This window comes from Arthrobacter sp. GW460-12-1-14-TSB2 (assembly GCF_059423525.1).
In genome coordinates this window covers 29,130-51,502 of sequence record NZ_JBWKYC010000023.1, presented here as the reverse complement: position 1 = coordinate 51,502, position 22,373 = coordinate 29,130, and the positions used below count along the sequence as shown (strand labels likewise).

Annotated in this window: 19 protein-coding genes; 11 read left to right on the top strand and 8 right to left on the bottom strand. The window is 67.0% G+C overall.

From position 1 onward, the window contains the following. The first annotated feature begins 473 nt into the window (after positions 1-473). The 4 genes from AC07YR_RS20425 (at position 474) to AC07YR_RS20410 (ending at position 6,126) form a co-directional block, all read left to right on the top strand. Entirely contained in the window at positions 474-758 is a 285-nt protein-coding gene (locus tag AC07YR_RS20425) for an HU family DNA-binding protein (protein WP_028271010.1), read from the top strand. 123 nt (positions 759-881) lie between these two features. Then, a complete protein-coding gene (locus tag AC07YR_RS20420; protein ID WP_494735071.1) occupies positions 882-3,047 on the top strand; it encodes a bifunctional copper resistance protein CopD/cytochrome c oxidase assembly protein in 2,166 nt (721 codons plus the stop codon). Beyond that, on the top strand, positions 3,047-5,065 hold the full coding sequence (locus AC07YR_RS20415; protein ID WP_494735070.1) for an NHL domain-containing thioredoxin family protein: 2,019 nt from the start codon (positions 3,047-3,049) through the stop codon (positions 5,063-5,065). Before AC07YR_RS20420 ends, AC07YR_RS20415 begins: the two co-directional genes overlap by 1 nt. Before the next feature lie 233 nt (positions 5,066-5,298). Further along, complete coding sequence (locus tag AC07YR_RS20410) at positions 5,299-6,126, top strand: endonuclease domain-containing protein (protein ID WP_494735069.1); 828 nt, start codon at positions 5,299-5,301, stop codon at positions 6,124-6,126. 150 nt (positions 6,127-6,276) lie between these two features. On the opposite strand, the gene AC07YR_RS20405 is transcribed toward AC07YR_RS20410, so the two are convergent. The 4 genes from AC07YR_RS20405 to AC07YR_RS20390 all read right to left on the bottom strand — a co-directional run bounded on the left by AC07YR_RS20405 (position 6,277) and on the right by AC07YR_RS20390 (position 11,615). Further along, positions 6,277-7,269, bottom strand: coding sequence for a hypothetical protein (locus tag AC07YR_RS20405; RefSeq protein WP_200939440.1), 993 nt, complete (start codon positions 7,267-7,269; stop codon positions 6,277-6,279). A gap of 144 nt (positions 7,270-7,413) precedes the next feature. Further along, the gene (locus AC07YR_RS20400; RefSeq protein WP_494735068.1) at positions 7,414-9,135 is read right to left on the bottom strand and encodes a helicase HerA-like domain-containing protein; all 1,722 of its coding nucleotides are present in this window, start codon (positions 9,133-9,135) and stop codon (positions 7,414-7,416) included. A gap of 9 nt (positions 9,136-9,144) precedes the next feature. After that, a complete protein-coding gene (locus AC07YR_RS20395; protein ID WP_494735067.1) occupies positions 9,145-9,675 on the bottom strand; it encodes a GNAT family N-acetyltransferase in 531 nt (176 codons plus the stop codon). Continuing rightward, positions 9,663-11,615 (bottom strand): FAD/NAD(P)-binding protein, encoded by a 1,953-nt coding sequence (locus tag AC07YR_RS20390; protein WP_494735066.1) that lies wholly within the window; start codon positions 11,613-11,615, stop codon positions 9,663-9,665. Before AC07YR_RS20390 ends, AC07YR_RS20395 begins: the two co-directional genes overlap by 13 nt. Positions 11,616-11,884: 269 nt before the next feature. Between AC07YR_RS20390 and AC07YR_RS20385 the strand changes: the two genes are divergently transcribed. Genes AC07YR_RS20385 through AC07YR_RS20355 form a run of 7 tightly spaced genes read left to right on the top strand, consistent with a single transcriptional unit; the run spans position 11,885 to position 19,330 of the window. After that, a complete protein-coding gene (locus AC07YR_RS20385; RefSeq protein ID WP_494735065.1) occupies positions 11,885-12,952 on the top strand; it encodes an amino acid ABC transporter permease in 1,068 nt (355 codons plus the stop codon). Then, entirely contained in the window at positions 12,949-13,791 is an 843-nt protein-coding gene (locus tag AC07YR_RS20380) for an amino acid ABC transporter ATP-binding protein (protein ID WP_494735064.1), read from the top strand. The genes AC07YR_RS20385 and AC07YR_RS20380 overlap by 4 nt, the downstream gene beginning before the upstream one ends. 11 nt (positions 13,792-13,802) lie before the next feature. Continuing rightward, on the top strand, positions 13,803-14,840 hold the full coding sequence (locus AC07YR_RS20375) for a transporter substrate-binding domain-containing protein (RefSeq protein ID WP_494735063.1): 1,038 nt from the start codon (positions 13,803-13,805) through the stop codon (positions 14,838-14,840). Continuing rightward, a complete protein-coding gene (locus tag AC07YR_RS20370; RefSeq protein WP_494735062.1) occupies positions 14,837-16,003 on the top strand; it encodes an LLM class flavin-dependent oxidoreductase in 1,167 nt (388 codons plus the stop codon). Before AC07YR_RS20375 ends, AC07YR_RS20370 begins: the two co-directional genes overlap by 4 nt. Further along, a complete protein-coding gene (locus AC07YR_RS20365; RefSeq protein ID WP_494735061.1) occupies positions 15,981-16,862 on the top strand; it encodes a DUF1684 domain-containing protein in 882 nt (293 codons plus the stop codon). The genes AC07YR_RS20370 and AC07YR_RS20365 overlap by 23 nt, the downstream gene beginning before the upstream one ends. Further along, positions 16,862-17,947 carry an LLM class flavin-dependent oxidoreductase gene (locus AC07YR_RS20360; protein WP_494735073.1) on the top strand — a complete coding sequence of 362 codons (1,086 nt, stop codon included), beginning with the start codon at positions 16,862-16,864 and terminating at the stop codon, positions 17,945-17,947. The genes AC07YR_RS20365 and AC07YR_RS20360 overlap by 1 nt, the downstream gene beginning before the upstream one ends. A gap of 9 nt (positions 17,948-17,956) precedes the next feature. Continuing rightward, positions 17,957-19,330: an NtaA/DmoA family FMN-dependent monooxygenase gene (locus AC07YR_RS20355; RefSeq protein ID WP_494735060.1), complete on the top strand. Its 1,374-nt coding sequence runs from the start codon at positions 17,957-17,959 to the stop codon at positions 19,328-19,330. Between the two features lie 198 nt (positions 19,331-19,528). Here AC07YR_RS20355 and AC07YR_RS20350 read toward each other — a convergent pair whose 3' ends face one another. From AC07YR_RS20350 to AC07YR_RS20335, 4 genes are all read right to left on the bottom strand, one after another. Then, entirely contained in the window at positions 19,529-19,939 is a 411-nt protein-coding gene (locus AC07YR_RS20350) for a VOC family protein (protein ID WP_494735059.1), read from the bottom strand. A 9-nt stretch (positions 19,940-19,948) separates the two neighbouring features. Further along, positions 19,949-20,428 (bottom strand): helix-turn-helix transcriptional regulator, encoded by a 480-nt coding sequence (locus AC07YR_RS20345; RefSeq protein ID WP_436059044.1) that lies wholly within the window; start codon positions 20,426-20,428, stop codon positions 19,949-19,951. A 92-nt stretch (positions 20,429-20,520) separates the two neighbouring features. After that, entirely contained in the window at positions 20,521-21,501 is a 981-nt protein-coding gene (locus AC07YR_RS20340) for an ABC transporter substrate-binding protein (RefSeq protein ID WP_494735058.1), read from the bottom strand. 207 nt (positions 21,502-21,708) lie between these two features. Continuing rightward, positions 21,709-22,269 carry a type 1 glutamine amidotransferase domain-containing protein gene (locus tag AC07YR_RS20335; RefSeq protein WP_494735057.1) on the bottom strand — a complete coding sequence of 187 codons (561 nt, stop codon included), beginning with the start codon at positions 22,267-22,269 and terminating at the stop codon, positions 21,709-21,711. Positions 22,270-22,373: the final 104 nt, after the last annotated feature.

The window sequence follows — 22,373 nt, the reverse complement described above, 5'->3', positions numbered from 1 at the left end:
CGGTTGGGGCTCTCCCGCATTTAAACCACCCCTAACACCACACCCCCGACCCGGCACCACCCGGAACCGCCCCCGGGCAACGCACTGCCAGATCCTGGCGCCCCTTTCGCCGGACCCTCACCCACCACCCGGCAAAACCGGCCAGGCACCCACGCCAGCCACCGCCGTCGAACCTCCCCCCAAAGTGCGAGAGCGACGGGGAAAAACCCGCAGGAAGTGAGAGAGCGTCGCCGTGGTGAGTGCGAAAGGTGAGAGAGCGTTCCGTCCCCGTCCCTGCGGGAGCTGCGGCGGCCGTCCGCTGATGGCGAAATACGGGGTCAAAAGGCCTCAAAACCGGTGATTTACCTCAAAAAATGGCGGAAACACGCGGAATTTGCGGACCTGACCGCGGCAAGCTGGTAAGTTTTCGAACAGTGGCTTGTGCGCATGCCGCGTTCAGGCTCCAGAAATCATGACCGTCCAGGAGGACATCAATGGCTAAGAACCGTAGTGAACTTGTTTCAGAGGTAGCAGGCAAGGCCGGCACCAGCCAGGCAGCCGTCAACTCCGTGCTCGATGCACTGTTCGAGGTTTTCGAGACCTCTGTCGCCGCGGGCGAGAAGATCACCATCCCGGGCTGGCTCGCAGTTGAGCGCACCGACCGTGCAGCTCGCACCGGCCGCAACCCGCAGACCGGCGAGACCATCCAGATCGCCGCTGGCCACAGCGTCAAGCTGACCGCTGGCTCCAAGCTGAAGGCTGCTGTCTCCAAGAAGTAGCACCCGGCGTCCAACGCTTGATAGGGAGCGGCAACCTGAGGGTTGCCGCTCCCTTTGCGTTAACTGGTGTTTGGCGAAACCGGCCGATTCGCGGCGCAGGCACCCGTAGCGGACAATGGATAGGTGCCCTCAGCAGCAAAATCCCGCCCCACCGTTCCGCAGCCTTCCCCCACTCCGGGAAAGACTGTGGCATCCGGCAGCGTAACGGGCATTTCGCGGGCATGGCAGTTCGCCGGCCTTGCCGCACTCTTCCTGGGACTTGTGGGCGCCCTCCTGTTCTCCGGGGCAGCCGCCGCACGCGAGGTGTCAGATCCAGGGGCACTGATCCGCTGGGGACTGCCCGTCAGCAAAGCCATCCACAACGTCTCGCTGGCCACAGTGATCGGCGGCCTGATTTTCGCCGTAGGCATCCTGCCCCGCAACGCCAACGGATCCCGGTCCAAGGACACTGCCACACCTGAGCATCCGGCGTTCTCCCGTGCCTTGGCCGTGGCTGCTGCTGCAGGCGCTGCGTGGACGCTGTCAGCGATTGCAGTGCTGGTACTGACCTATGCGGATGTGGCCGGCCAGTCCCTCTCCGGGGATGCCGAGTTCACCCGCGCGCTGGTCTACTTCATGACGGACATTGAGACCGGCCGGGCCTGGCTCGCCGTCACCATCGTTGCCGCAATAGTGACCACGGCATTGTTCGGAGTCAGGTCTCTGACGGGCCTGGCCCTCACGCTGGTGTTGTCGCTGGTGGGCATGGTGCCCATCGCCCTCATCGGCCACTCCTCAAGCTCAAGCGACCATGAAGGCGCCATCAACTCGCTGGCCCTGCACCTTGTGGGCGTATCCGCGTGGGTGGGCGGCATCATCATGCTGGCTGTCCTGTCCGGCATCCTGACGGGGGCCAACGCCAACGCGGGCGCCAAAGCAGCCGGCAAGGCGGACATCACCGAGCCCACGCTCCGCCGCTTCTCCTCCTTGGCCGGATTCGCCTTTGTCCTGGTGTTCGCCTCCGGCATCATCAACGCGAGCATCCGGATCACCAACTGGCACGACCTTTTCGGATCTGCCTACGGGCAGATGGTGCTTGCCAAGGCCGTCGCCACGCTGATGCTCGGCGGCATCGGCCTCATGCACCGCCAGTGGGTCATCCCGCAGCTGAACCGCAAGGGCGGCGCCCTCTCCTCCCGGCGGGTGCTCTGGCAGCTGGTGATCGCAGAAGTGCTGATCATGGGCGCCACCTCAGGCATCGCCGTCGCCCTTGGCCGTTCCGCCCCGCCGCAGCCGACCACCTTCGCTCCTGACGCCTCGCCGGCGTTCATCCTCTCCGGCTACGAACTGCCGCCTGAGCTGACCCCGGAACGCTGGCTGACAGAGTGGCGTCTGGACTGGCTTTGGATCGCCGTCGCTGCCTTCGGCCTGGTCTCGTATTTCCTCGGCGTGGCAAAGGTCCTTCGCCGGGGCGATAAATGGTCCTGGTTCCGGAGCATCAACTGGGTGATCGGGCTGGTGGTGCTCACCTACGTCACGTCCGGACCGCCGTCGGTCTACGGCCGGGTGCTGTTCTCCGCGCACATGGTGGACCATATGGCGCTGACCATGGTGGCGCCGATCTTCCTGGTGCTTGGCGCGCCCGTGACGCTCGCACTGCGGGCCCTGCCGGCTCGCGGAGACGGCTCGCGGGGCCTGCGTGAATGGCTGCTGCTGTTTGTGCACTCCAAGTTCTCCCAGCTGGTCACCCACCCGCTCTTCGCCGCGGCCAACTTTGCCGGTTCCATCGTGCTTTTCTACTATTCGGATGCGTTCGGCTACGCGATGCGCGACCACGTGGGCCATGAACTCATGAACCTGCACTTCGCCCTTACCGGCTACATCTTCGTCCTGACCATGATCGGCACGGACCCGCTGCCCCGCCGCGCGCCGTACCCCATGCGTCTGTTGCTGCTGCTGGCCACCATGGGCTTCCACGCCTTCTTCGGCGTCGCGATCATGGGCGGCACCAACCTGCTGGCCGCGGACTACTTCGGCAACCTGGGCCGGGCCTGGGGACCCTCCGCGCTGCTGGACCAGCAGATGGGCGGCGCAGTGGCCTGGGGCATCGGCGAAGTACCCACGCTCCTGGTGGCCATCGGCGTCGCCATCATGTGGTCCCGTTCGGATGCACGGGAGTCCAAACGGACCGACCGCGCGGCCGACAGGAATAACGACGCCGATCTCACTGCTTACAACGATATGTTTGCCAAATTGGCTGAACGCGACGCCAAGCTGGCTGAACGCAACTCAAAGCTGGAAGGACGCTGATGAGCGAAACCGTACGCACCCACCTCCGGGTCCGCGCCTCCGAACTGGTGGGCCGTAACTGGCTGAACACCGGCGGGAAATCCCTGGACCTGGAAGCCCTGCGCGGCAAGATCGTGCTCCTGGACTTCTGGACCTTCTGCTGCATCAACTGCCTGCACGTGCTCGATGAGCTGCGCCCGCTGGAAGAGAAGTACTCCGACGTCCTGGTGACGGTGGGCGTGCACTCGCCGAAGTTCGAGCACGAGGCCGACCCCGTCGCCCTCGCCGCCGCCGTGGAGCGCTACGAGATCCACCACCCCGTCCTGGACGACCCCGAGCTGGAGACCTGGAAGGCCTACACGGCCCGCGCCTGGCCCACCCTGGTGGTCATCGACCCCGAGGGCTACATTGTGGCGCACCTGTCCGGCGAAGGCCACGCTGACGGCCTGTCCGTACTGATCCCGGAACTCATCGCCCAGCACGAGTCCAAGGGAACCCTGCACCGGGGCAACGGCCCGTACGTTGCCCCGGAGCCGACGTCGGGCACGTTGCGCTTCCCGGGCAAGGCCCTCTTCCTCCCGGCCGGCCGCGGCACCCGCTCCAACGGGACGTCCGACGGCGGGACGTCCGACGGCGCCGCGCCTGACGCCGGCTCCTGGCTCGTCACGGACACGGGCCACCACCGCCTGGTGGAGCTGGACACGGACTTCCACACGGTGCTGCGCACCTACGGTTCCGGAACGAAGGGCTACGCCGACGGCCCCGGCGCCGACGTCGACTCCGTCAAGGCCACCGCACAGTTCAACGAACCGCAGGGCCTTGTCCTGCTGCCGGAAGACGTGGCGGCGAAGACCGGCTACGACGTCGTGATTGCCGACTCCGTCAACCACCGCCTGCGCGGGCTGTCCCTCGCGGACGGAACCGTCACCACGCTCGCCGGCAGCGGCGTGCAGCGCCTCCTGGAGACGGGGCCGGCGCGGGTGGACGAGGACGCGGCAGGCTTCACCGGACGACTGAGCGACCATCCCCTGGACGTCGCGCTGAGCTCGCCCTGGGACGTGGTGTGGTCCGCCAAGCTCGACGCCGTGGTGGTGGCCATGGCCGGCGTCCACCAGATCTTCAGCTTCGACCCGGTCTCCGGCGCCGTGTCCATCCTGGCCGGAAACGGGCTCGAAGGCCTGCTTGACGGTCCCGCCCACGAAGCCTGGTTCGCGCAGTCGTCCGGCCTGGCCGAGGACTCCGACGGCAACATCTGGGTGGCTGACTCGGAAACCTCCGCGCTCCGCAAACTGGTAATCGACGACGACGGTACGGTCACCGTGGAATCCGCCGTCGGCAAGGGCCTGTTCGACTTCGGCTTCCGTGACGGGCCGGCCGCCGACGCACGGCTGCAGCACCCGCTCGGCGTCACGGTGCTGCCGGACGGCTCCGTAGCCATCGCCGACACCTACAACGGTGCCGTGCGCCGCTACGATCCGGCCACCGGTACCGTGTCGACGCTCGCCCGCGGGCTCTCCGAGCCGTCCGACGTGATTGTGGACCACACGCACACGGCCGGCTCCGAGCCGCTGCTGGTGGTGGTGGAAGCCAACAAGCACCAGCTGATCTACGTGCCCATCCCCAAGGAAGCGCAGCAGGTGGACGAGGGTGCGGTGCAGACCCACCGGCCCAAGAGCCCCGTAGCCCCAGGAACGCTGGAACTGACCGTGCGCTTCACAGCGCCCACCGGGCAGAAGCTGGACGACCGCTGGGGCGACCCCACGCAGCTGAAGATCTCCTCCACCCCGCCCGAGCTGCTGGTTGCGGGCGGCGGGACATCAGTGGGCCTGCAGCGGACGCTGGAGCTCTCATCCCACGTTCCGGAGGGCGTCCTGCACATCACTGCCCGCGCTGCCGCTTGCGACGGCCCGGAAACGGCCGACGGCGAGATCCCCGACCACGCTGCTTGCCACCTGTACCAGCAGGACTGGGGCATCCCGGTGGTGCTGCAGGCCGACGGCGACACCGAGCTGGTCCTGGACCTCCGCGGCATGGACTGAGGTCCTCCCCAAAGCACTACTGAAGGCTGCGGCCCGTGACCAAGCGTCACGCGCCGCAGCCTTTTGGCGTCCACGGGCAATTGGTCGCCGCGATTCCGGGACGAAACCGGCGCGGGACGGAGGCGCCGGCCGCAAGAGCTTGCACGGGGTGACGCCGGATGTGGGCGGCGGAGATTTCCACATAACCTTGCCCGCGGGTGCTTGGTGACTCCGGCCTTGTGCAGGATGGCGGCATGGATGTGGAGACAGCCTTGGCCGCGTGCGGGGGAGCGGCGCGGAGGCCCGTACTCGCCCGGCTCGGCGTTGACGATGCTGCGCTGCGCCGGGCCGTGAGGGCTGGCGTACGACAGCCTGCCCGGGGGCTCTATGCGCTCCAGACGGCCAACCCGGACACCGTGGGCCTGCTCCTGCGCCGCCAGCTCCTTACCTGTATCAGTGCCGCACCCTTCTATGGGCTGTGGGTGCTGGACTCGTCAGGCCCGGCCCATGTGTATCACCGACGGGGCGATGCGTTCGACGGCGATGTGCCGCACGGCGGCCTGCTGCTGCCACCACACGCCAACATGCCTGTAGCGTCCCTTGGAGACGTCCTGATCCATGCCTTACGGTGTTTGCCGCTGCGGGAGTCGCTGATCATGGTCGAATGTGCCGTGGGACGGGGAGATATGACGGTGGAGTTCCTGCGGCACAGGCTGCCAGGGCGCAGGAACGGGCGTGCCCGCGAGGTCCTGCAGTGGGTGGACCGCGGAGCGGACTCGATGTTGGAAACCCTGGCAAGGACGTGCTTCCGGCAGGCCGGGATCCAGGTCGAAGCCCAGGTTTATATCGACGGCGTCGGTTACGTGGACCTGTTGCTGGAAGGCTGGCTGGTGATCGAGTTGGATGGGCGCCAGCACGGCGAATGGACCCAGGTGAAAAAGGACCAGCGCCGGAACAACCGGTCTGTGGTGCAGGGCTACACAGTGCTTCGTTACTACTACGCGGACGTGGTCCACAGCCCGGGGCGAATGCTGGCCGAAGTTCTCGCGGTTCTTGCCGGGCGCCGTGGTGGCCGGCCCTGAGCTGCAGTCACTGGACGCATGCTTTTGAGCCGCTAAGGGATGAAGTTCCGCTGGATTTAGGGCAAGTATGCTGGGCGGCGGCGTGAAAGTCTGCATTGCGTGACGCACACTGCGACAGCGCACGGCAGCAGCACGGCAGCCGCCGGGAGCCTAGTAGCTGAGGAGCGGGGTGACCCTGATAGTGTCGCCGTCGACGTCCAGACGGGTGGTGAAGCTGAAGTCGTGCTCGACGTCGAGGTCGGTCACGGCGCCGGTGAACAGGTCGGTCTGCTGCGCCTTCAACCGGGCCTTCCCGTCCAGCGGGGCCACCACCCAGCGGCCGCCGAAGGGTTCGATGGATACCTTCGGGTACTCGCTGATGCTCCAGTTGATGGTTCCTAGCGTGACCCGGTTGAACGTGGCGTGGTAGAACGGGCAGTCCGGCTGCAGCTTCTGCTCCTTCACGGCCTCCGCGGCGCAGGTGTCCAGGAATTCCTTGACCTTCGCGCCCACTGCGTCCTTCAGCGCGGAGGTTGCCTGGGTCAGGAGGCTCAGCGGCGCCGTGGGTACGTCCCGTCCGGACACCGTGGCATGGCTGGCCGGAGCCGAGAAGTATTCACCGTTCAGGCTGGCCTCGTACTCGCCGGGATAAAAGACGGCGAAGGAATTGCGGCCGTTAGGCATGTTCACCGGAATACCGTTGAGGGTGGCCTGGTTGGAGTTGACCACCGTGACTTCCAGAACGGGCAATGTGGCCGGCACGAATGCCCATTTGTTGAAGAAGAGCCATTCGGTGCCGGTTCGCTCCAGCAGGAACTCGGTGCTGAGCCGGCTGCCGTCAATGGTGTATTCCATCGGAACCATGACCTGGTTCCCCGTGCGGTCCTGCGTCTCGCCGAACTTCACGTTCGTCACCCGGGAAGCGGCCGTCTGCAGCGCTGTTCCGTCCAGCATGGCGGCGTCGCTTTCCGGAACGGAGGCCCGCAGGAGGCCCAGCGCTTTTTCGCCTTCGCCCTTCTGCAGTGCGTCCAAATATTCACGTACGGGCTGCTCGGGACTCGCTACCGAGGCGTTGACCAGATTCACCGCAACAACGGCTCCGGCGATGGCAAGCATCAGGCCCAGCAGCCACCCGGCTGCGATCCTCACCAACGCTTGACTCATCTGCACGCACCTTACGTTACCGGTAAGGCACGGGAAAGCAGGTGATGAGGCCTCCCCGCATGACGCTGCAGAGCGGCTGTCAGACAGTCCGACGGCGGCTGGCTGGCTCCCGCTGGGGCCCCTGCAGGCACCCTGGCGGAGGTGCTAGCGGCGGCGCCTCGAGGAGGTGCCGAAGACGCCCCGCAGCAACTCCCGGCCCAGCTGCGTACCGAGCGAACGGGCCATGCTCTTGAGACCGCCGCCGAGTGCGCCACCCAGGGCTCCGGCGAGGTCGCCCATCATTCCACCGCCTTGTTCCTGCTGTGCCGGGGGTGCCTGGCGCTCGCTGCTGCGGGGTCGTTCGGGTGCCGGGGCAGGCCTGCTGCTGGGGCGGCCGAGGATTTCCTCCTCGATGCGGCGGGCATCGGCGTCGACCGCTGCCTGGTCCATTCCCGGAACCGGGCTGCCGGGAACAAAGACGTCCCTGGCCGGAGTGGGCGGCTGGCCGGGGGCAGCCGCGCCGGTGGACGCAGCCTTCGTTCCTGAGATCTTCTCGTAAGCGGACACGTTGTCTACGGCTGTGCCGTATTTGACGAGCAGCGCGGACCCGGCCACGCTGCTCTTGACCAGCTCCTCCGTGCTGGGGCCCATGACCGATTCCGGTGCCCGCAGCCGGGTCAAGGCCACCGGGGTGGGAGCGCCCTTCTCGTTCATCACTGTCACGACGGCTTCGCCGATGCCGGCCGAGGTGAGTGTTTCTTCGAGGTCGTAGTCACTCACCGGGAACGTGGACACGGTGGCTTTCAGGGCCTTGGCGTCTTCCGGGGTGAATGCGCGGAGGGCGTGCTGGATGCGGTTGGCCAGCTGCCCCAGGACATCAGCCGGAACGTCCTTCGGCGTCTGGGTGACGAAGAAGATTCCCACGCCCTTGGACCGGATGAGCCGGACGGTGGTGGTGATGGCCTCCAGGAACGCTTTGGACGCGTCGTTGAACAGCAGGTGGGCTTCGTCGAGGAAGAAGACGAGTTTGGGTTTGTCCAGGTCTCCGGCTTCGGGAAGGTCCTCGAAGAGGTCGGCGAGCAACCACATGAGGAAGGTGGAGAACACCATGGGCTTGGTCTGCAGCGTGGGCAGTTCCAGGCAGGTGACGACGCCGCGTCCGTCCGGGGCCGTGCGCAGCAGCTCGGCGGTGTCGAATTCGGGCTCACCAAAGAAAGCCTCCATGCCCTGGGCCTCGAGGGTCACCAGTTCGCGGAGGATGACGCCGGCGGTCGCCTTGGAAAGGCCGCCCAGCGCTTCAAGTTCGTCCTTGCCCTCGTCCGAAGTGAGGAACTGGATGACCGCCCGGAGATCCTTCAGGTCGATCAGTTCCAGGTTGTTCTTGTCCGCAAAGTGGAAGACCAGCTGCAGGCTGGATTCCTGGGTGTCGTTGAGTTCCAGGATGCGGGAAAGCAGGATCGGGCCGAAGGAAGTGATGGTGGCCCGGACCGGGATGCCGTTGCCGTCACCGCCGAGCGCCAGGAACTCCACCGGAAAAGTCTTGCCCGCCCAGGCCTGGCCGATGCCGTCCGTGCGGGCCTTCAGTTTCTCGCTGCCCGCTGCGGCGGTTGCGAGGCCCGAGAGATCACCTTTGATGTCGGCAAGGAACACGGGTACGCCGGCGTTGGAGAGCTGCTCCGCCATCATGTGGAGCGTGACGGTCTTGCCGGTGCCCGTTGCGCCTGCCACCAGGCCGTGCCGGTTCATCATGGAAAGCGGCAGCCGGACGGGGGCATCCTTGTGGACTTCACCGTCCACAATCGCGGCTCCCAGCTCGATGGTGGCGCCCTCCAAGGTGTAGCCCTTCTGGATGGTGGCGACTTTATCTGCAGTGGATTTGATGGCCATGCCGACAGCTTAGCCGCGCGGCTCCAAATCTTTGCTGAATGCCAGGAACTTGATGGTTTCGGGATCGGCTGCCAGGTCGAACAGCGGCTCATACCCGGAGTTGAGGTAGAGGTGTGTCGCCTCGGGCTGCCGCGGTCCCGTGGTCAGGTACACCCGGCTGTAGCCGCGGCGGGCGGCGAGGGCTTCAAGCTCGGACAGCACAAACCGGGCCAGCCCGCGGCGGCGGTGGGCCGAGTGGGTCCAGATCCGTTTGAACTCCGCCGTGTCCGGCCCGTGCCGCCGGAACGCTCCGCCGGCTACGGATTCGCCGTTTTCCTGGACGATCAGCAGGGCACCGCCCGGCGCGGTGAATTCCGCCGCAGGGTAACGGTTGAGTTCTTCGGCGGCCGCTCCCCGGCCGAACAGGTTCCCGTAGCGGGTGTCGTACTCGTGGGCGAGCTCGTCCAGCAGCGGCCGTACCCGGGCGTCGTGCATGGGCAGGCTGAGCACCGTCAGTTCGGACGCCTGCAAAGACGCCGGCGGCTCGGTTAGTTGTTCCATGACTGAGCCTTTCCCGATACGGCCGGTACAGCCGATGCTTCATCTTCCGCCAGCACGCTAAGGATCCGCCGCGCCAGTGCATCATTCTCACGGAACGGCGCAGCGTTGGTTCCGGGGCGGGCAAAGGCGCCGGCGCCCCAGCCGGAGGTGTTGGGCCCGACGGCGAACAACCTGCGGTTCGGTTCGCCCACCGGGCTGACGAGCTCGCTGGCCGCGGACACCAGCAGCCGGCCGGTTGCATGGAGCCCGTCGGCGGTGAGGACCGTCTGCTCGCTGCCGAATCCGGAGCCGTGCAGGTACCGCAGCAGTGGATTCGCGGAGCCTGCCACTGCCGGGGCGGGCAGCCTAGCCTCGATCAGGGCCTTGGCGGATATCCGCACCCCGCCCCTGACGGACACGGCCACAAACTGCCCCGAGGCCTCATCGGCGCCGACTTCCAGCCCAGGGCCGAGGAACTGCAGCAGCCCTGCCTGGTGGAGTGCCAGCAGCTCCCGCAGCCGCTGTGGCGGAGGGCCGGAGTCCACGAAACTGAAGAACCCGTGCCACCAGCCGTGTACCTCCCGCTGCGACCGCGCGTTCAACCGTTCGGGCGGCACCAGCCGGCCCAGGTCCATGTAGACCTTGAGCAGGGCGATGAACAGCGCCAGCGTCTCCGAGTGGTCAGGGCTGGTGCGCAGCCGGAGGTCGTGCTCGATGTAGGCTGCCACGGCCTCCTGTACGTCATGGCGGCCAGCGAAGTCACGTCCGGCGAGCGGCTGGTCCAGCTTCTCGAAGTCCAGGTGGAACTCAGTGTCCGGCACCGACTCGAGCACCAGCCGTTCGCGTTCGGGGCTGTACCAATCCAGTGCGGCGAAACGGTCCGAAAATTCGTCCCAGCCGATGACCACGCGTTCCGGGTAGCCCGTGAAGAGCTCCCGGTAGTAGCCGTAGCCCGCGTCCTTGGCGATCAACGGCCAGAGGTGGGCGCGGAAATCCAGCTCCCCGTGCTGCGCCAGCAATTCCTGCACGGCAGCGGCGGTAAAGAACTGTGGCGCATCTGCCGGCTCGCCGCGGAGGGCGGAGGAAATCTTGGAATGGTACGGAACCCCGCGCCGCGAACCCGCCCAAAGCCGCGGTTCCGCGCCGGATGCAACGTACGCCAGAGCGCCGTCGGGCGTTTCCTCGAACCGGCCGCCCCGGCCTTCGGTCAGCAGGACCACGAGGTCCACGAACGCCAGCCCCATGCCCGAGACGATCACGTCCTGGCCGGGGGCCAGCGCTGAATAGTCGACGTCGGTGGTGTAGCTGGGTGCGGCGTGGAACCCGCCGTGCCGGGCCGCGAAGCCGGCGAAACCCGCGGACGCATCGTCCGGCAGTGAATCGGTGTGGCCAAGGGCGGAAACCACGACGTCGGCGTCAACAGTCCCGCCGCCGGCGAGCCTGACACGGTACGCGCCGGTGCCGTCGTAGCCGTCGGAATCGATCCGTACCGCAGTGTCCCGGTGGACAGTGACTGCGACGTCGGGGCCCAGCGCGGAAACCGCCCGGCGGAAGAACCACTCAAGGTAGACGCTCTGCAGCTGGCGCGTGGGAAACGTGGCGCCGGTCAGGGCGCGCAGCTGGCGTTGCAGTTCCGGGGGGAGCGGGGGAACGTCGGTGATGCTGCCGTCCAGGACGCCGGCAGCCCAACCGTCGAGTCCGGGGCCGTCGGCGGCGGGACCCTCGCACGTTACGGAGGCATCGGTGAACATGGTGATGTCTGCTGCCGCGGAGTTGAGCAGCAGGCCGGGGTGCTGGTCATAGCGCCAGATCCTGCCGGAGCCGGGAACGTGGGGCTCGATGACATGGACGGCCAGCGGGCGGGCAAACAGCTCCGGACGGTTGGCCGCGAGGCGTTCCAGGACGCCCGCCGTCCGGGGACCGCCACCCACAAAGGCCACGGTAGGGATGTTCGCTGGCACGGCTGGGCTCCTGTTCAGGCGGGGTGGTCCGGGACCGGGGTTTTCGCCTCATGCTAGGCAGCCCGGCAGACCGCGGTCGAGGCTCGGGTCACGGCCGTTCACGCCGCGTAACAGCGGGTAAATCCGCGCAAGAAAACGACTCATGACGCCGTGAGAACCTCCGTGAAGCAATGCAACATGCCGCCTTGCTGCCGCTTTCCGGCGTCCCTAGATTTGCAGCAATCCGAACGCGATAAACCAATCCAGCAAGACAAGAAGCGAGGTGGCGCATGAGTTCAACAGCAACCCGGGCAGCGCAGTCCGCAGCAGGACCGGCGTCCGCCGGACCTGACGCAGGTGTTTCCAATCCCGGCCCGTCCGCGGAGCAGGGCGGACCCCAGGGACCCGAGAACCCGCAGTCCCGCGGACCCGCCACCGACTACGCCGACTACCGGCTGGTCCCGTCCCGCCACCCGTGGCGCTGGGTGGGCACTGCAGTAGTGGCGCTCGGCGTGGCCGCGGTGGCGTGGTCCCTGGCCACGAACCCGCGCTGGGAATGGGGGGTTGTGGCGCAGTGGTTCACCGCTCAGTCGGTGGTGAACGGGCTGGTGGAGACGCTCAAGCTCACCGCCATCTCCGGCGCCCTGGGGTTCGTCCTGGGCTTCATCCTCGCCCTGATGCGCCTTTCCGCCTCGCCGCTGCTTGTCTCGGTGTCCTGGACCTTCTCCTGGATCTTCCGCTCCACCCCGCTCCTGGTGCAGATGCTCCTTTGGTACAACCTGGGCTACCTCTACGAGAAGATCAGCCTGGGCATTCCCTTCACGGACGTCCGCTTCTTCGAAGTCCAGACCACCACGCTGATCAGCCAGTTCGCGGCTGCAGTCCTGGGCCTGACGCTGAACCAGGCGGCCTACTCGGCGGAGATCATCCGCGGCGGCATCCTCTCGGTGGACCAGGGCCAGCTGGAAGCAGCAGCCGCCCTCGGCATTCCGGCCTGGCGCCGTTCCACCAGGATCGTCCTGCCGCAGGCCATGCGGGCCATCCTGCCCACCGCCTTCAACGAGATCATCGGCCTGGTCAAGGGCACCTCCATCGTTTACGTCCTGGCGTACTCGGAGCTGTTCTACACCGTGCAGGTCATCTACAACCGCACCCAGCAGGTGTTGCCGCTGCTCCTCGTGGCCACGCTCTGGTACGTGGTGATCACCTCGGTGCTCAGCGTTTTCCAGTACTACATCGAACGGCACTATTCGAAGGGCGCTGTGCGGACCCTCCCGCTGACGCCGCTCCAGAAGGCCCGCAGGTTCTTCGCAACCCACGCCGCCGCTTCCGACAACCGAGCAAGGAGCACCCGATGAGCACCGCCGTCGCTGCACCAGAACATCCAACGGCCCCCGCAGCAACCCGCGGGCTCGTGGAAATCACCAAGGTCCGGAAATCCTTCGGTGCCACTGAAGTCCTCAAGGGCATCACGCTGACCGTTGAACCGGGCGGAGTGGCCGTCATCGTGGGCCCGTCCGGGTCCGGCAAGTCCACCCTGCTGCGCACCATCAACCACCTGGAAAAAGTGGACGGCGGCTTCATCGCCATCGACGGCGAACTGGTGGGCTACGAGGTCCGCGGAAAGCGGCTCCATGAACTGCGCGAGAAGGACATCCTCAAGCAGCGCACCGAAATCGGCATGGTGTTCCAGAACTTCAACCTGTTCCCGCACCTCACTGCGCTGGAAAATGTCACCGTGGCGCCCGTGGTGGCACCGCGTTCCGGCAAGCCGCGCCTCACCAAGGCCGAAGCCCGTGAACGAGGACTGGAACTGCTGGACAGGGTTGGCCTCAAAGACCGCGCCGGCGCCTATCCGCGCCAGCTTTCCGGCGGCCAGCAGCAGCGTGTGGCCATCGCCAGGGCCCTTGCACTGGACCCGAAGATCCTCCTGTTCGATGAGCCCACCTCCGCACTGGACCCCGAACTCGTCAACGAAGTCCTGGATGTCATCCGCGAGCTTGCCACATCCGGCACAACGCTGATCATCGTGACCCACGAAATGGGGTTCGCCCGCGACGTGGCGGACACCGTGGTCTTCATGGACCAGGGGCAGATCGTGGAACAGGGCGCACCCCAGGACATCTTCACCAACCCGCAGGAAGAACGCACCCGGAGTTTCTTCTCCAAGGTGATCGAACCCGCTTTCAACATCTAAAGGACCTCCCCATGGCACTCTCCACCTTCCGGCACAACAGCAGCGGCCGAACGCGCACGCTGGCGGCGCTTCCCGCCGTCGTCCTCCTCGGGACCCTGTCCGGCACCCTGGCGCTGAGCGGCTGCGCCGATCCGGGCGCGGCGGCCTCCGGACAGCAGCCGGCGACGACGGCGGCACGCAACGGCGTCGTCTACAACACCTCGCCGGACCAGCAGCGGATCCGGGCGGAGAAGGACGCGGCGCTCGCCGCCAAGGTCCCCGAGCTCATCGGCAAGGACGGCAAGCTCACCGTGGCCACCACGGCCGGCTCGATCCCGCTGTCCTTCCACGCCACGGACGACAAGACGCCCATCGGCTCCGAACTGGACATCGCCCAGCTCGTGGCGGACAAGCTGGGACTCGAGCTCGACGTCCAGGTCACGTCCTGGGAGAACTGGCCGCTGAAGACCCAGTCCGGCGACTTCGAGGCAGTGTTCTCCAATGTGGGCATCAACGCCGCCCGGGTGAAGCTGTTCGACTTCGCCAGCTACCGGGCCGCCTACATGGGCTTCGAGGCCAAGAAGAGCTCCAGCTATGACATCAAGGGCGCGGACGACATCTCCGGCCTGAAGGTCTCGGTGGGTTCCGGCACCAACCAGGAAAAGATCCTGCTGGCTTGGAACAAGGAACTGGAGGGCAAGGGCAAGGCGCCGGCGGTGCTGCAGTACTACTCCTCCGACGCCGACACCATCCTGGCGCTGTCCTCGGGCCGCACCGACCTGAACATCGCGCCCTACCCGTCCACTGCGTACCGCGAAAACACCCGGGACGACCTCAAGATCGTGGGCAAGGTCAACGCCGGCTGGCCGTCCGAAACCCTGGTGGCCGCCACATCGCTCAAGGGCAACGGGCTGGCGCCGGTCATCACCGAGGCGCTGAACTCCGCCATCAAGGACGGATCCTACGGCAAGGTCCTGGAACGCTGGGGCCTGTCCGAGGAAGCACTGCCGGAGTCCAAGACGGTCACTGAAGCCAACTTCGGGACGCCCCAGGCGGGGAAAACCCAGTGAAGTTCCAGGTCCTCGACATCATCCCGCACCTGAAGAACCCGGTCACAGGGGCGATCGTTTCCACGGCTGACCGGCTCAACCAGGTGGTCCGGACCGCGCAGCGCGCCGAGGAGTTGGGCTACGACAGCTTCTCGGTGGGGGAGCGGCACGCCGGCGAGTTCATCTCGTCGTCGCCCACCACCGTGCTGGCCGCCATCGCCGCTGTAACCAGCCGGATCCGGCTGCAAAGCGGGGTGACCGTCCTCTCCGTCCTTGACCCCGTGCGCGTTGCGGAGGACTACGCAACGATTGACCAGCTGAGCCGGGGACGGCTGGAACTGGTTATCGGCAAAGGCAACGAAGTGCTGCAGTACCCGCTTTTCGGCCTGGACCTTGATGACCAGTGGGACCTTCTGGCCGAAAAATACGGGCTGCTCCGCCGGCTGTGGACCGAGGAAAACGTCACGTGGTCCGGAACATTCCGGTCCGCGCTGACAGAACCGACCACCACCACGCCGCGGCCGTTCGCCGGCGCGCCCCGGGTGTGGCACGGCTCCGCCACCACCCTGACCTCCGCGGCGCTCGCGGCAAAGTGGGGCGATCCGCTGTTCACCGCCAATGCCATCCAGCCGCGGGAAAACTACCAGGTGCTGATCGATCACTACCGCGAAGAGTACGAACGCCACGGGCACGATCCGCGGCACCAGTTCCTCGGATCGGGCAGCGGCGCCGGCGGCGTGTTCATAGCGGACACCACGCAGGAGGCCAAGAGGCAGTTCGGCCCTGTGTACGAGGCACTGACCGCCGGCCGGAATGTGCCGGGGAACAATTCGCCGTTCCGCGACATCGACCATGCGGTGGCGGAAGGGCCCGCCCTGGTGGGCAGCCCGGAGCAGGTGGTGGACAAGATCCTCAGCTACCACCGGCTGTACGGCCACGACCTCCAGTCCATCTCGCTGCCCACCACGCTGCCGTTTGAGCAGCAGCTGGAGATCCTGGAACGGTTTGCACTCGAGGTCATCCCCAAAGTCCGGGCGGCGGCGCCCACGAGCCTGTGGGAATCGCCGGATCCATTCGGCGGCCGTCCGGAGTCTGCCGGGGCCACCGAACCGGACGCCGCCGCCACCGTCGCCGCCGACCACGACAACTACAGGAGCGATCATGCCCACGTCTACGCACACTGAAACCGCGGATCTCGCCAACCCCGATCACCGGGACGCACCGGAACACCGGGACGGGCAGTTCAATGCAGCCTGGGCCGAGTGGCACGCCGCCCATGAGCGGCACCGCGCTGACCCCCACGGCTTCCTCGCCGTCACGCACCTGCATTGGCTCGGGGAGGAACCCGCGCGGCTTGACGGCGTTCCCGGCACCTGGAATGTGGAGAACGACGCCGTCCGCCTGGTCTTGGCGGATGGCGAGACCCTGCAACAGGACGGCAGGGAACTGAACGCCGACGGCGGCGCCACCGTGCTGTTTGGGCCCATCGCCGAACGCGGCGGGGTCAACCTCGCGGCGGGGGACACCGTCGTCGAGCTCGCCAAGCGTGGCGGTGAATACATCGTCCGGCCGCGCCACCCGGAGACCCCGCTGCTCCGGGAGTACAGGGGTACGCCTGCGTACGCACCGGACCCGGCATTTGCCGTGGACGGAACATTCGTTCCGTTCGACGAGCCGCGCGCCACCACGGTGGGGGCCGCCGTCGAGGGCATCCAGCATGTGTACGAAGCCCCCGGCCAGGTCCGGTTCCGGCTGGGCGGGAAGGACCTGACGCTGACGGCATTCAACGGCCACGCACCGGGCAGCCTGTCCGTGCTGTTCACGGATGAAACGTCCGGCAAGACCACCTACGCAGCCAACCGCTCGCTGACCATTGCGGCACCCGGAGCGGATGGCACGGTCCACCTGGACTTCAACCGGGCCGTGAACCTACCGTGCGCCTACACAGACCTGGCCACATGCCCGCTGCCGCCCGCCGAAAACCGGCTACCGGTAGCGGTCGAAGCCGGCGAGCAGACCCCCACCGAACGTCAGGAGGCATGATGGGCAACACAAACAACACCGCCGGAGGCTGGGGATTCCTGGCGCTCGAGCTCGACGGCGTTGCCGGGGGAGCTTCGGCACTCGCCGCCGCCGTGCTGGCCGCCGAGTCGGCCGGTTTCCACGCCGTGACATTCAGCGATTCCCCGGCGCAGGGACGGCTGAACGCGCTGCAGCGCGCCGCGTTCGCCGGGCCGCTGACCCGCTCCCTTGTCCTGATCCCGGAAGTGGACACGGCCTACACCGAGCCCTTCCACGCCTCCACCCAGCTCGCCAGCCTTGACTATGTCAGCGGCGGGCGTGCCGGCTGGATCGCAACCGCAGAGGACAACCCCGCGGCGGCCGCCGCCGTCGGGCGCTCGTACGTTGCCGGTGACGGCCTTGCGCAGGAAGCCGCGGCGTCCATCGAAGTCAGCCGCAGGCTCTGGGACTCCTGGGAGGACGACGCCGTGATCCGCGACGTCGCCAGCGGCCGCTACCTCGACGCCGGAAAGCTGCACTACGTGGACTTCGACGGCCCCGGCTACTCGGTCAAGGGCCCGTCCATCATCCCCCGCCCACTGCAGGGACAGCTGCCGGTGCTCGTGCCGGCGTCCCTCGTCGGCGCAGGCCTGGTTGAGCCCTCCGCGGTGGACGCAGTCCTGGTCTCCGCGCCCACGGCGGAACTCCTCGCGGACGAGGTCCGGGACGTGCGGGAACGGCTGGGCGGCGGGTCACCCGCCGTCGTGGTGGAGCTCGACGTCGTTCTCGACGCCCGCGGTCAGGCCGGCGCCCAGCGGCTTGGGGACGAATCGTCCGCCTTCGGGGAGCCAGGCAGCGGCGGGGTTGACGGTGCCCGGCGGGCACGCTTCGCCGGATCCGCGGCCGACTTGGCCGATCTGCTGACCGAAGTGCTGGAAGTGGCGGACGGTGTCCGGCTGCATCCGGCCAGGTTCGACATCGACTTCGAGGAACTGTCCCGCCTGGTGCTCCCGGAACTCCGGCGCAGGGGAGTGCTCGCCCCGGTGCCGCTTGATGGCACCTTCAGGGACCTGCTGGGCCTCGAACGCCCAGCCAGCCGCTACGCCGCAACCGCCGTCGGAAATTAGGGGAAAACCATGACACAGCACAGCCGTGCTAAATACCAGCCGAGCGGCAAGCTCCAGTTCGGCATCTTCTTCCAGGGCGTGAATTCGGGGACTGTCTGGAAGGCGCCGGAATCCGGTTCCCAGACGGACTTCGAATCGTTCCGCCGCATCGCCCAGACGGCGGAACGGGGACTGTTTGCCGCCTTCTTCCTGGGTGAGGGGCTCCGGCTCCGTGAGCACCTGGGCCGCCCGCATGAACTGGACGTTGCCGGACGCCCCGACGCCCAGGCGATGCTCGCAGCACTGGCCGCGGTGACCTCCAACATCGGACTCGTTGCCACCCAGAACACCACCTACAACGATCCGGCGGACCTGGCGCACAGGCTGTCCTCGCTGGACCTGCTCTCCGGCGGACGCGCGGCGTGGAACATCGTCACCACGGACAACGCCTGGACCGGCGCCAACTTCCGCCGCGGCGGGTACCTGGACCACGCTGACCGGTACACGCATGCCGAGGCGTTCGTGGAGACCGCCAAGCGGATCTGGGATTCGCATGACCCGGCCGCCGGGCAGTGGCAGCGCGTGGTCCACGAAGGGCAGCACTACACCGTTGACGTGACCCCGCGGCTGCCCCGCAGCGCCCAGTACCGGCCCGTGCTGTTCCAGGCTGGCGACTCCCCGGAGGGCCGGAACTTCGCTGCCCGGCAGGCCGACGTTATTTTCTCCGCCCACCCCAAGCTCGACGACGCCCTGGACTTCCGGCGCGACATCGTGGAGCGGACGCTGAACGCAGGACGCGGGGCGAACGACGTCAAAATCATGCCGGCCAGCGAGTTCATCCTTGCCGCGACGCCGGAGGAGGCCCGGGACAAGAAAACCTGGGTCCGCAGCCTCCAGATCGGACCCCAGCAGGCCATCGCCTACCTGGAACAGTTCTGGGGACGCGAACTGGGTGAATACGATCCGGACGGGCCGCTGCCGGAGATTGATCCGGTGGTGGAGGAAACCTCCGAGACCCGCGGCAGCGGCTTCCACGGGGCCAAGGCGCGCCAGCTGGCCGACCAGTGGCGGGCGGAAGCCAAGGAGAAGGGACTATCCATCCGCCAGTTCGTCTCCGCCAAGACCAGCCGCGTGGACGCCACCTTCAACGGCTCCTACGCCGAGGTTGCCGACCGGCTGGTGGAATACGCCCGCACCGGCGCCGTGGACGGCTTCAACATCTCGCCGTGGCTGATTCCCACCGGCCTGGACGACATCGTCAACCACCTGGTGCCCGCACTGCAGGAACGCGGCGTCTACCCCACCGAATACGCCGGCAGCACGCTGCGGGAAAACCTGGGACTGGCCACGCCGGAACGTGCGGAGTCCGCCGTCGGGGCTGCGCCTTCGGAAGCGAGGGTCTGAGCCGATGGGCGGCGACGTGTCCGGCACGGAAGTGGGAGATGCTGACCGGCAGTCGGCCGCAGATACGGTGAAGCTGCAGCTGACCATCTGGCAGCAGTACCTCTAGAGGACCGGGCCCGCCCATCAAAGAATCCCCGCCGGACGGAGTCCGGCGGGGATTCTTTGTGCTGGTGGCCTGCCTGACCTGCGCCGGAGGCGTCAGTCCTTCGGAGCCTGGGCGATCCGGACCATGTTTCCGGAGGGGTCCCGGAAGGCGCAGTCGCGCGGACCCCACGGCTGGTCAATCGGCTCCTGCATGACCTCGGCCCCGGACGCCCGGACCTTCTCGAAGGTGGAGTCCAGATCGTCGGTACGGAAGACGAGCATCGGCAGGACTCCCTTGGTGAGGAGCTCCTGCATAATGTCCCCGTCCTCCTGGGAGCGGCCGGCATGCGGCTCGGAGAGCACGATCTCAAGGCCCGGCTGGGCTGCGCTGCCGAGCGTGATCCAGTGGAATCCTCCGGAGGCCACGTCGTTGCGCAGTTCGAGGCCGAGCGCATCCCGGTAGAAGGCAAGGGCCTTTTCGGTGTCATTGACGGTGATGTTGCAGTACTGGAGTGAAATGTTCATGCAACAAAGCTATTCCGCGGGCGTCAGGGCCGCTTCTCGAATCCTGCTCACTTGGGCGGCAGCTTCATTCCCGGGACCTGCGGGCCTGGCACCCCGCCGCGCAGGCCGTGTCCTGATCCGTGCCACGCAACCCGGCATCGCCTCCACTGCGCTGTGTTCCCGAAGCCGGTATGCGCTGGGCGGTTCCCCGACAAGTTCCGTGAAGCGCGAGCTGAAGGATCCCAGCGACGTACAGCCCACCGCCATGCAGGCATCGGTCACGCTCATGCCGCCGCGGAGCAACGCCATAGCCCGCTCGATCCGGCGGGTCATCAGGTAGCTGTAGGGGGTCTCGCCGTAGGCAGCCCGGAACTGCCGGGAGAAGTGCGCCGGTGACATCAGGGCTTTGCTCGCCATGGTGGGCACGTCCAAGGCGCGGGCGAAGTCCCTGTCGATCAGGTCCCGCGCCCGGCGCAGGTGCGCCAGGTTGGCAAGCTCTTGCGGGGTCATGCCATGAGCGTACGCCGCAGTGCCGGGGTTTCGCCACGACGAAGTGCAGGGCAGCCGCCGGCCGCCCTGCACTTTCCCCGTCGAAAGCCGGACTACTTCTTGGGCAGTCCTGCCGGGTTCAGCTCGGACTTCTGCACGGCCTCCGAACTGAGGCCCCAGCGGTCAAGGATCTTGGCGTAGCTGCCGTCTTCGATCAGGTGGTTCAGGCCCGCCTGGGCTGCGGCGGCGAAACCGTTGCCCTTCTTGGTGGTGGCCGCGATGCTGGCCTTCAGCGGCCAGCCGCCGTCCACCAGGCCAACCAGCTTGGTCTTGGCGTCAGAAGCCGCCTTGAATGCCGCCGTCGCGTTCGGCCCGAACGTCAGGTCCGCCCGTCCGGACTGGAGAGCGAGCGAGGAGGCGGAGTCGTCGTCGTAATACTGGAACTCCACCGCCGGGAGGCCGTTCTTCTTGTTCTCCTCATCCCAGCGCAGCAGGATGGACTCCTGGTTGGTCCCCGAACCCACAATCACGCGCTTGCCGGCGACATCCGGAGCGGATTCCACCTTCGCGATGTCGCTGTCGCCCTTCGCGTAGAAGCCGAGCTTGTCGTCACGGTAACTGGCGAAATCGAACTTGAGCTTCCGCTCCTCGGTCACCGTGACGTTGGACAGCACGGCCTCGTACTTCCCGGACTCGACGCCGAGGGGCCAGTCGGCCCAGGCCGTGGGAACGATGTCAGCTTCCAGACCCAGCGTCTGGGCCAGCGCGACGGCGATATCCACCTCATTGCCCACCGGCGTCTTGTTGTCCGTGGCATAGACGGCCAACGGTGCCGCGAACGGGCTGACGGCCACCGTCAGCTTGCCGTCCTTCTTGATTGCTTCCGGGACCAAAGCCGCGGCGGCCGGATCCACTTCAGCCTTCACGCGGTCCTGCTCCGGCGAAAGGTTGAACTGCTTGACGCCCGTGGACGACGTTGCCGGGGCGGACCCCGAAGCCGCAGAAGCCCCGGGGTCCGAGCACGCCGCCAGCCCCAGCAAAGTGGTGGCGGCCAGCGCTGCTGTGACGGCGGGTTTGAGTGAAAAACGGGCCATGGGTTCCCCTTGGAAGTGTGCGGATTCGGTGCTTGTGCCAGCAACTATCCGTCAGCGCGAAAACCCGGTCAAAGCGCGCTGAAACCCTGCGATACAGGGGGTAATCGGGGTTAATCCGGCGTCCGCTGGCGTCACGGAACCTGCGGCCGTGACGCTGCGGCCGGAACGAAGCTGCCCGGCCGCCGCTGCCCGTCGGGGGAAGCCGGCCTACTCTCCGAGGGCTTTGATGACTTCCTTGGCCACGTCCTCGCTGGACTGCGGGTTCTGCCCGGTGATCAGGTTGCGGTCACGGACCACGTTGGAGCCCCAGGCGGCGCCGTTCTCCACGATGGCACCCTTTTCCTTCAGCACGTCCTCGACGAACCACGGGGTGTTGGGTCCGGTGCCGCCGTTGAGTTCCTCGTCATCGGAGAAAACGGTGAGGCGACGCCCAGCAAACGCAAACTTCCCGTCGCCGTCCACGGCGCTGAGGAGGCCCGCCGGGCCGTGGCAGAACGGCGCGATGACCTTGCCGGCCCGGTCCGCTTCAGCCAGGATGCGGCCCAGGTCGTCGTCCTGGTAGAGGTCCGCCATGGGGCCGTGGCCGCCCGGCATCACCACGGCGTCATACCCGGAGGGGTCGACGTCGGCGAGCACCAGCGGCGCAGAAAGTTCGGCGTCGATCTTGGCGAGGTACTCACGGAAGCCGTCCGCTCGATCCTGGTGCTGGGTACCGTCCCGCATGGTGAGGGAATCGGCAGCGGATACCACCATCAGAATGTTTGCCATGATGTTGCTCCTGTCCGGCCGGCCCGTTCGGGTCGGCTCCTAAGGGCAGCAACTCGCTAAGCATGCTGAGTATTCCTGCCCGGGGCCGCTTGGTATATAACCTT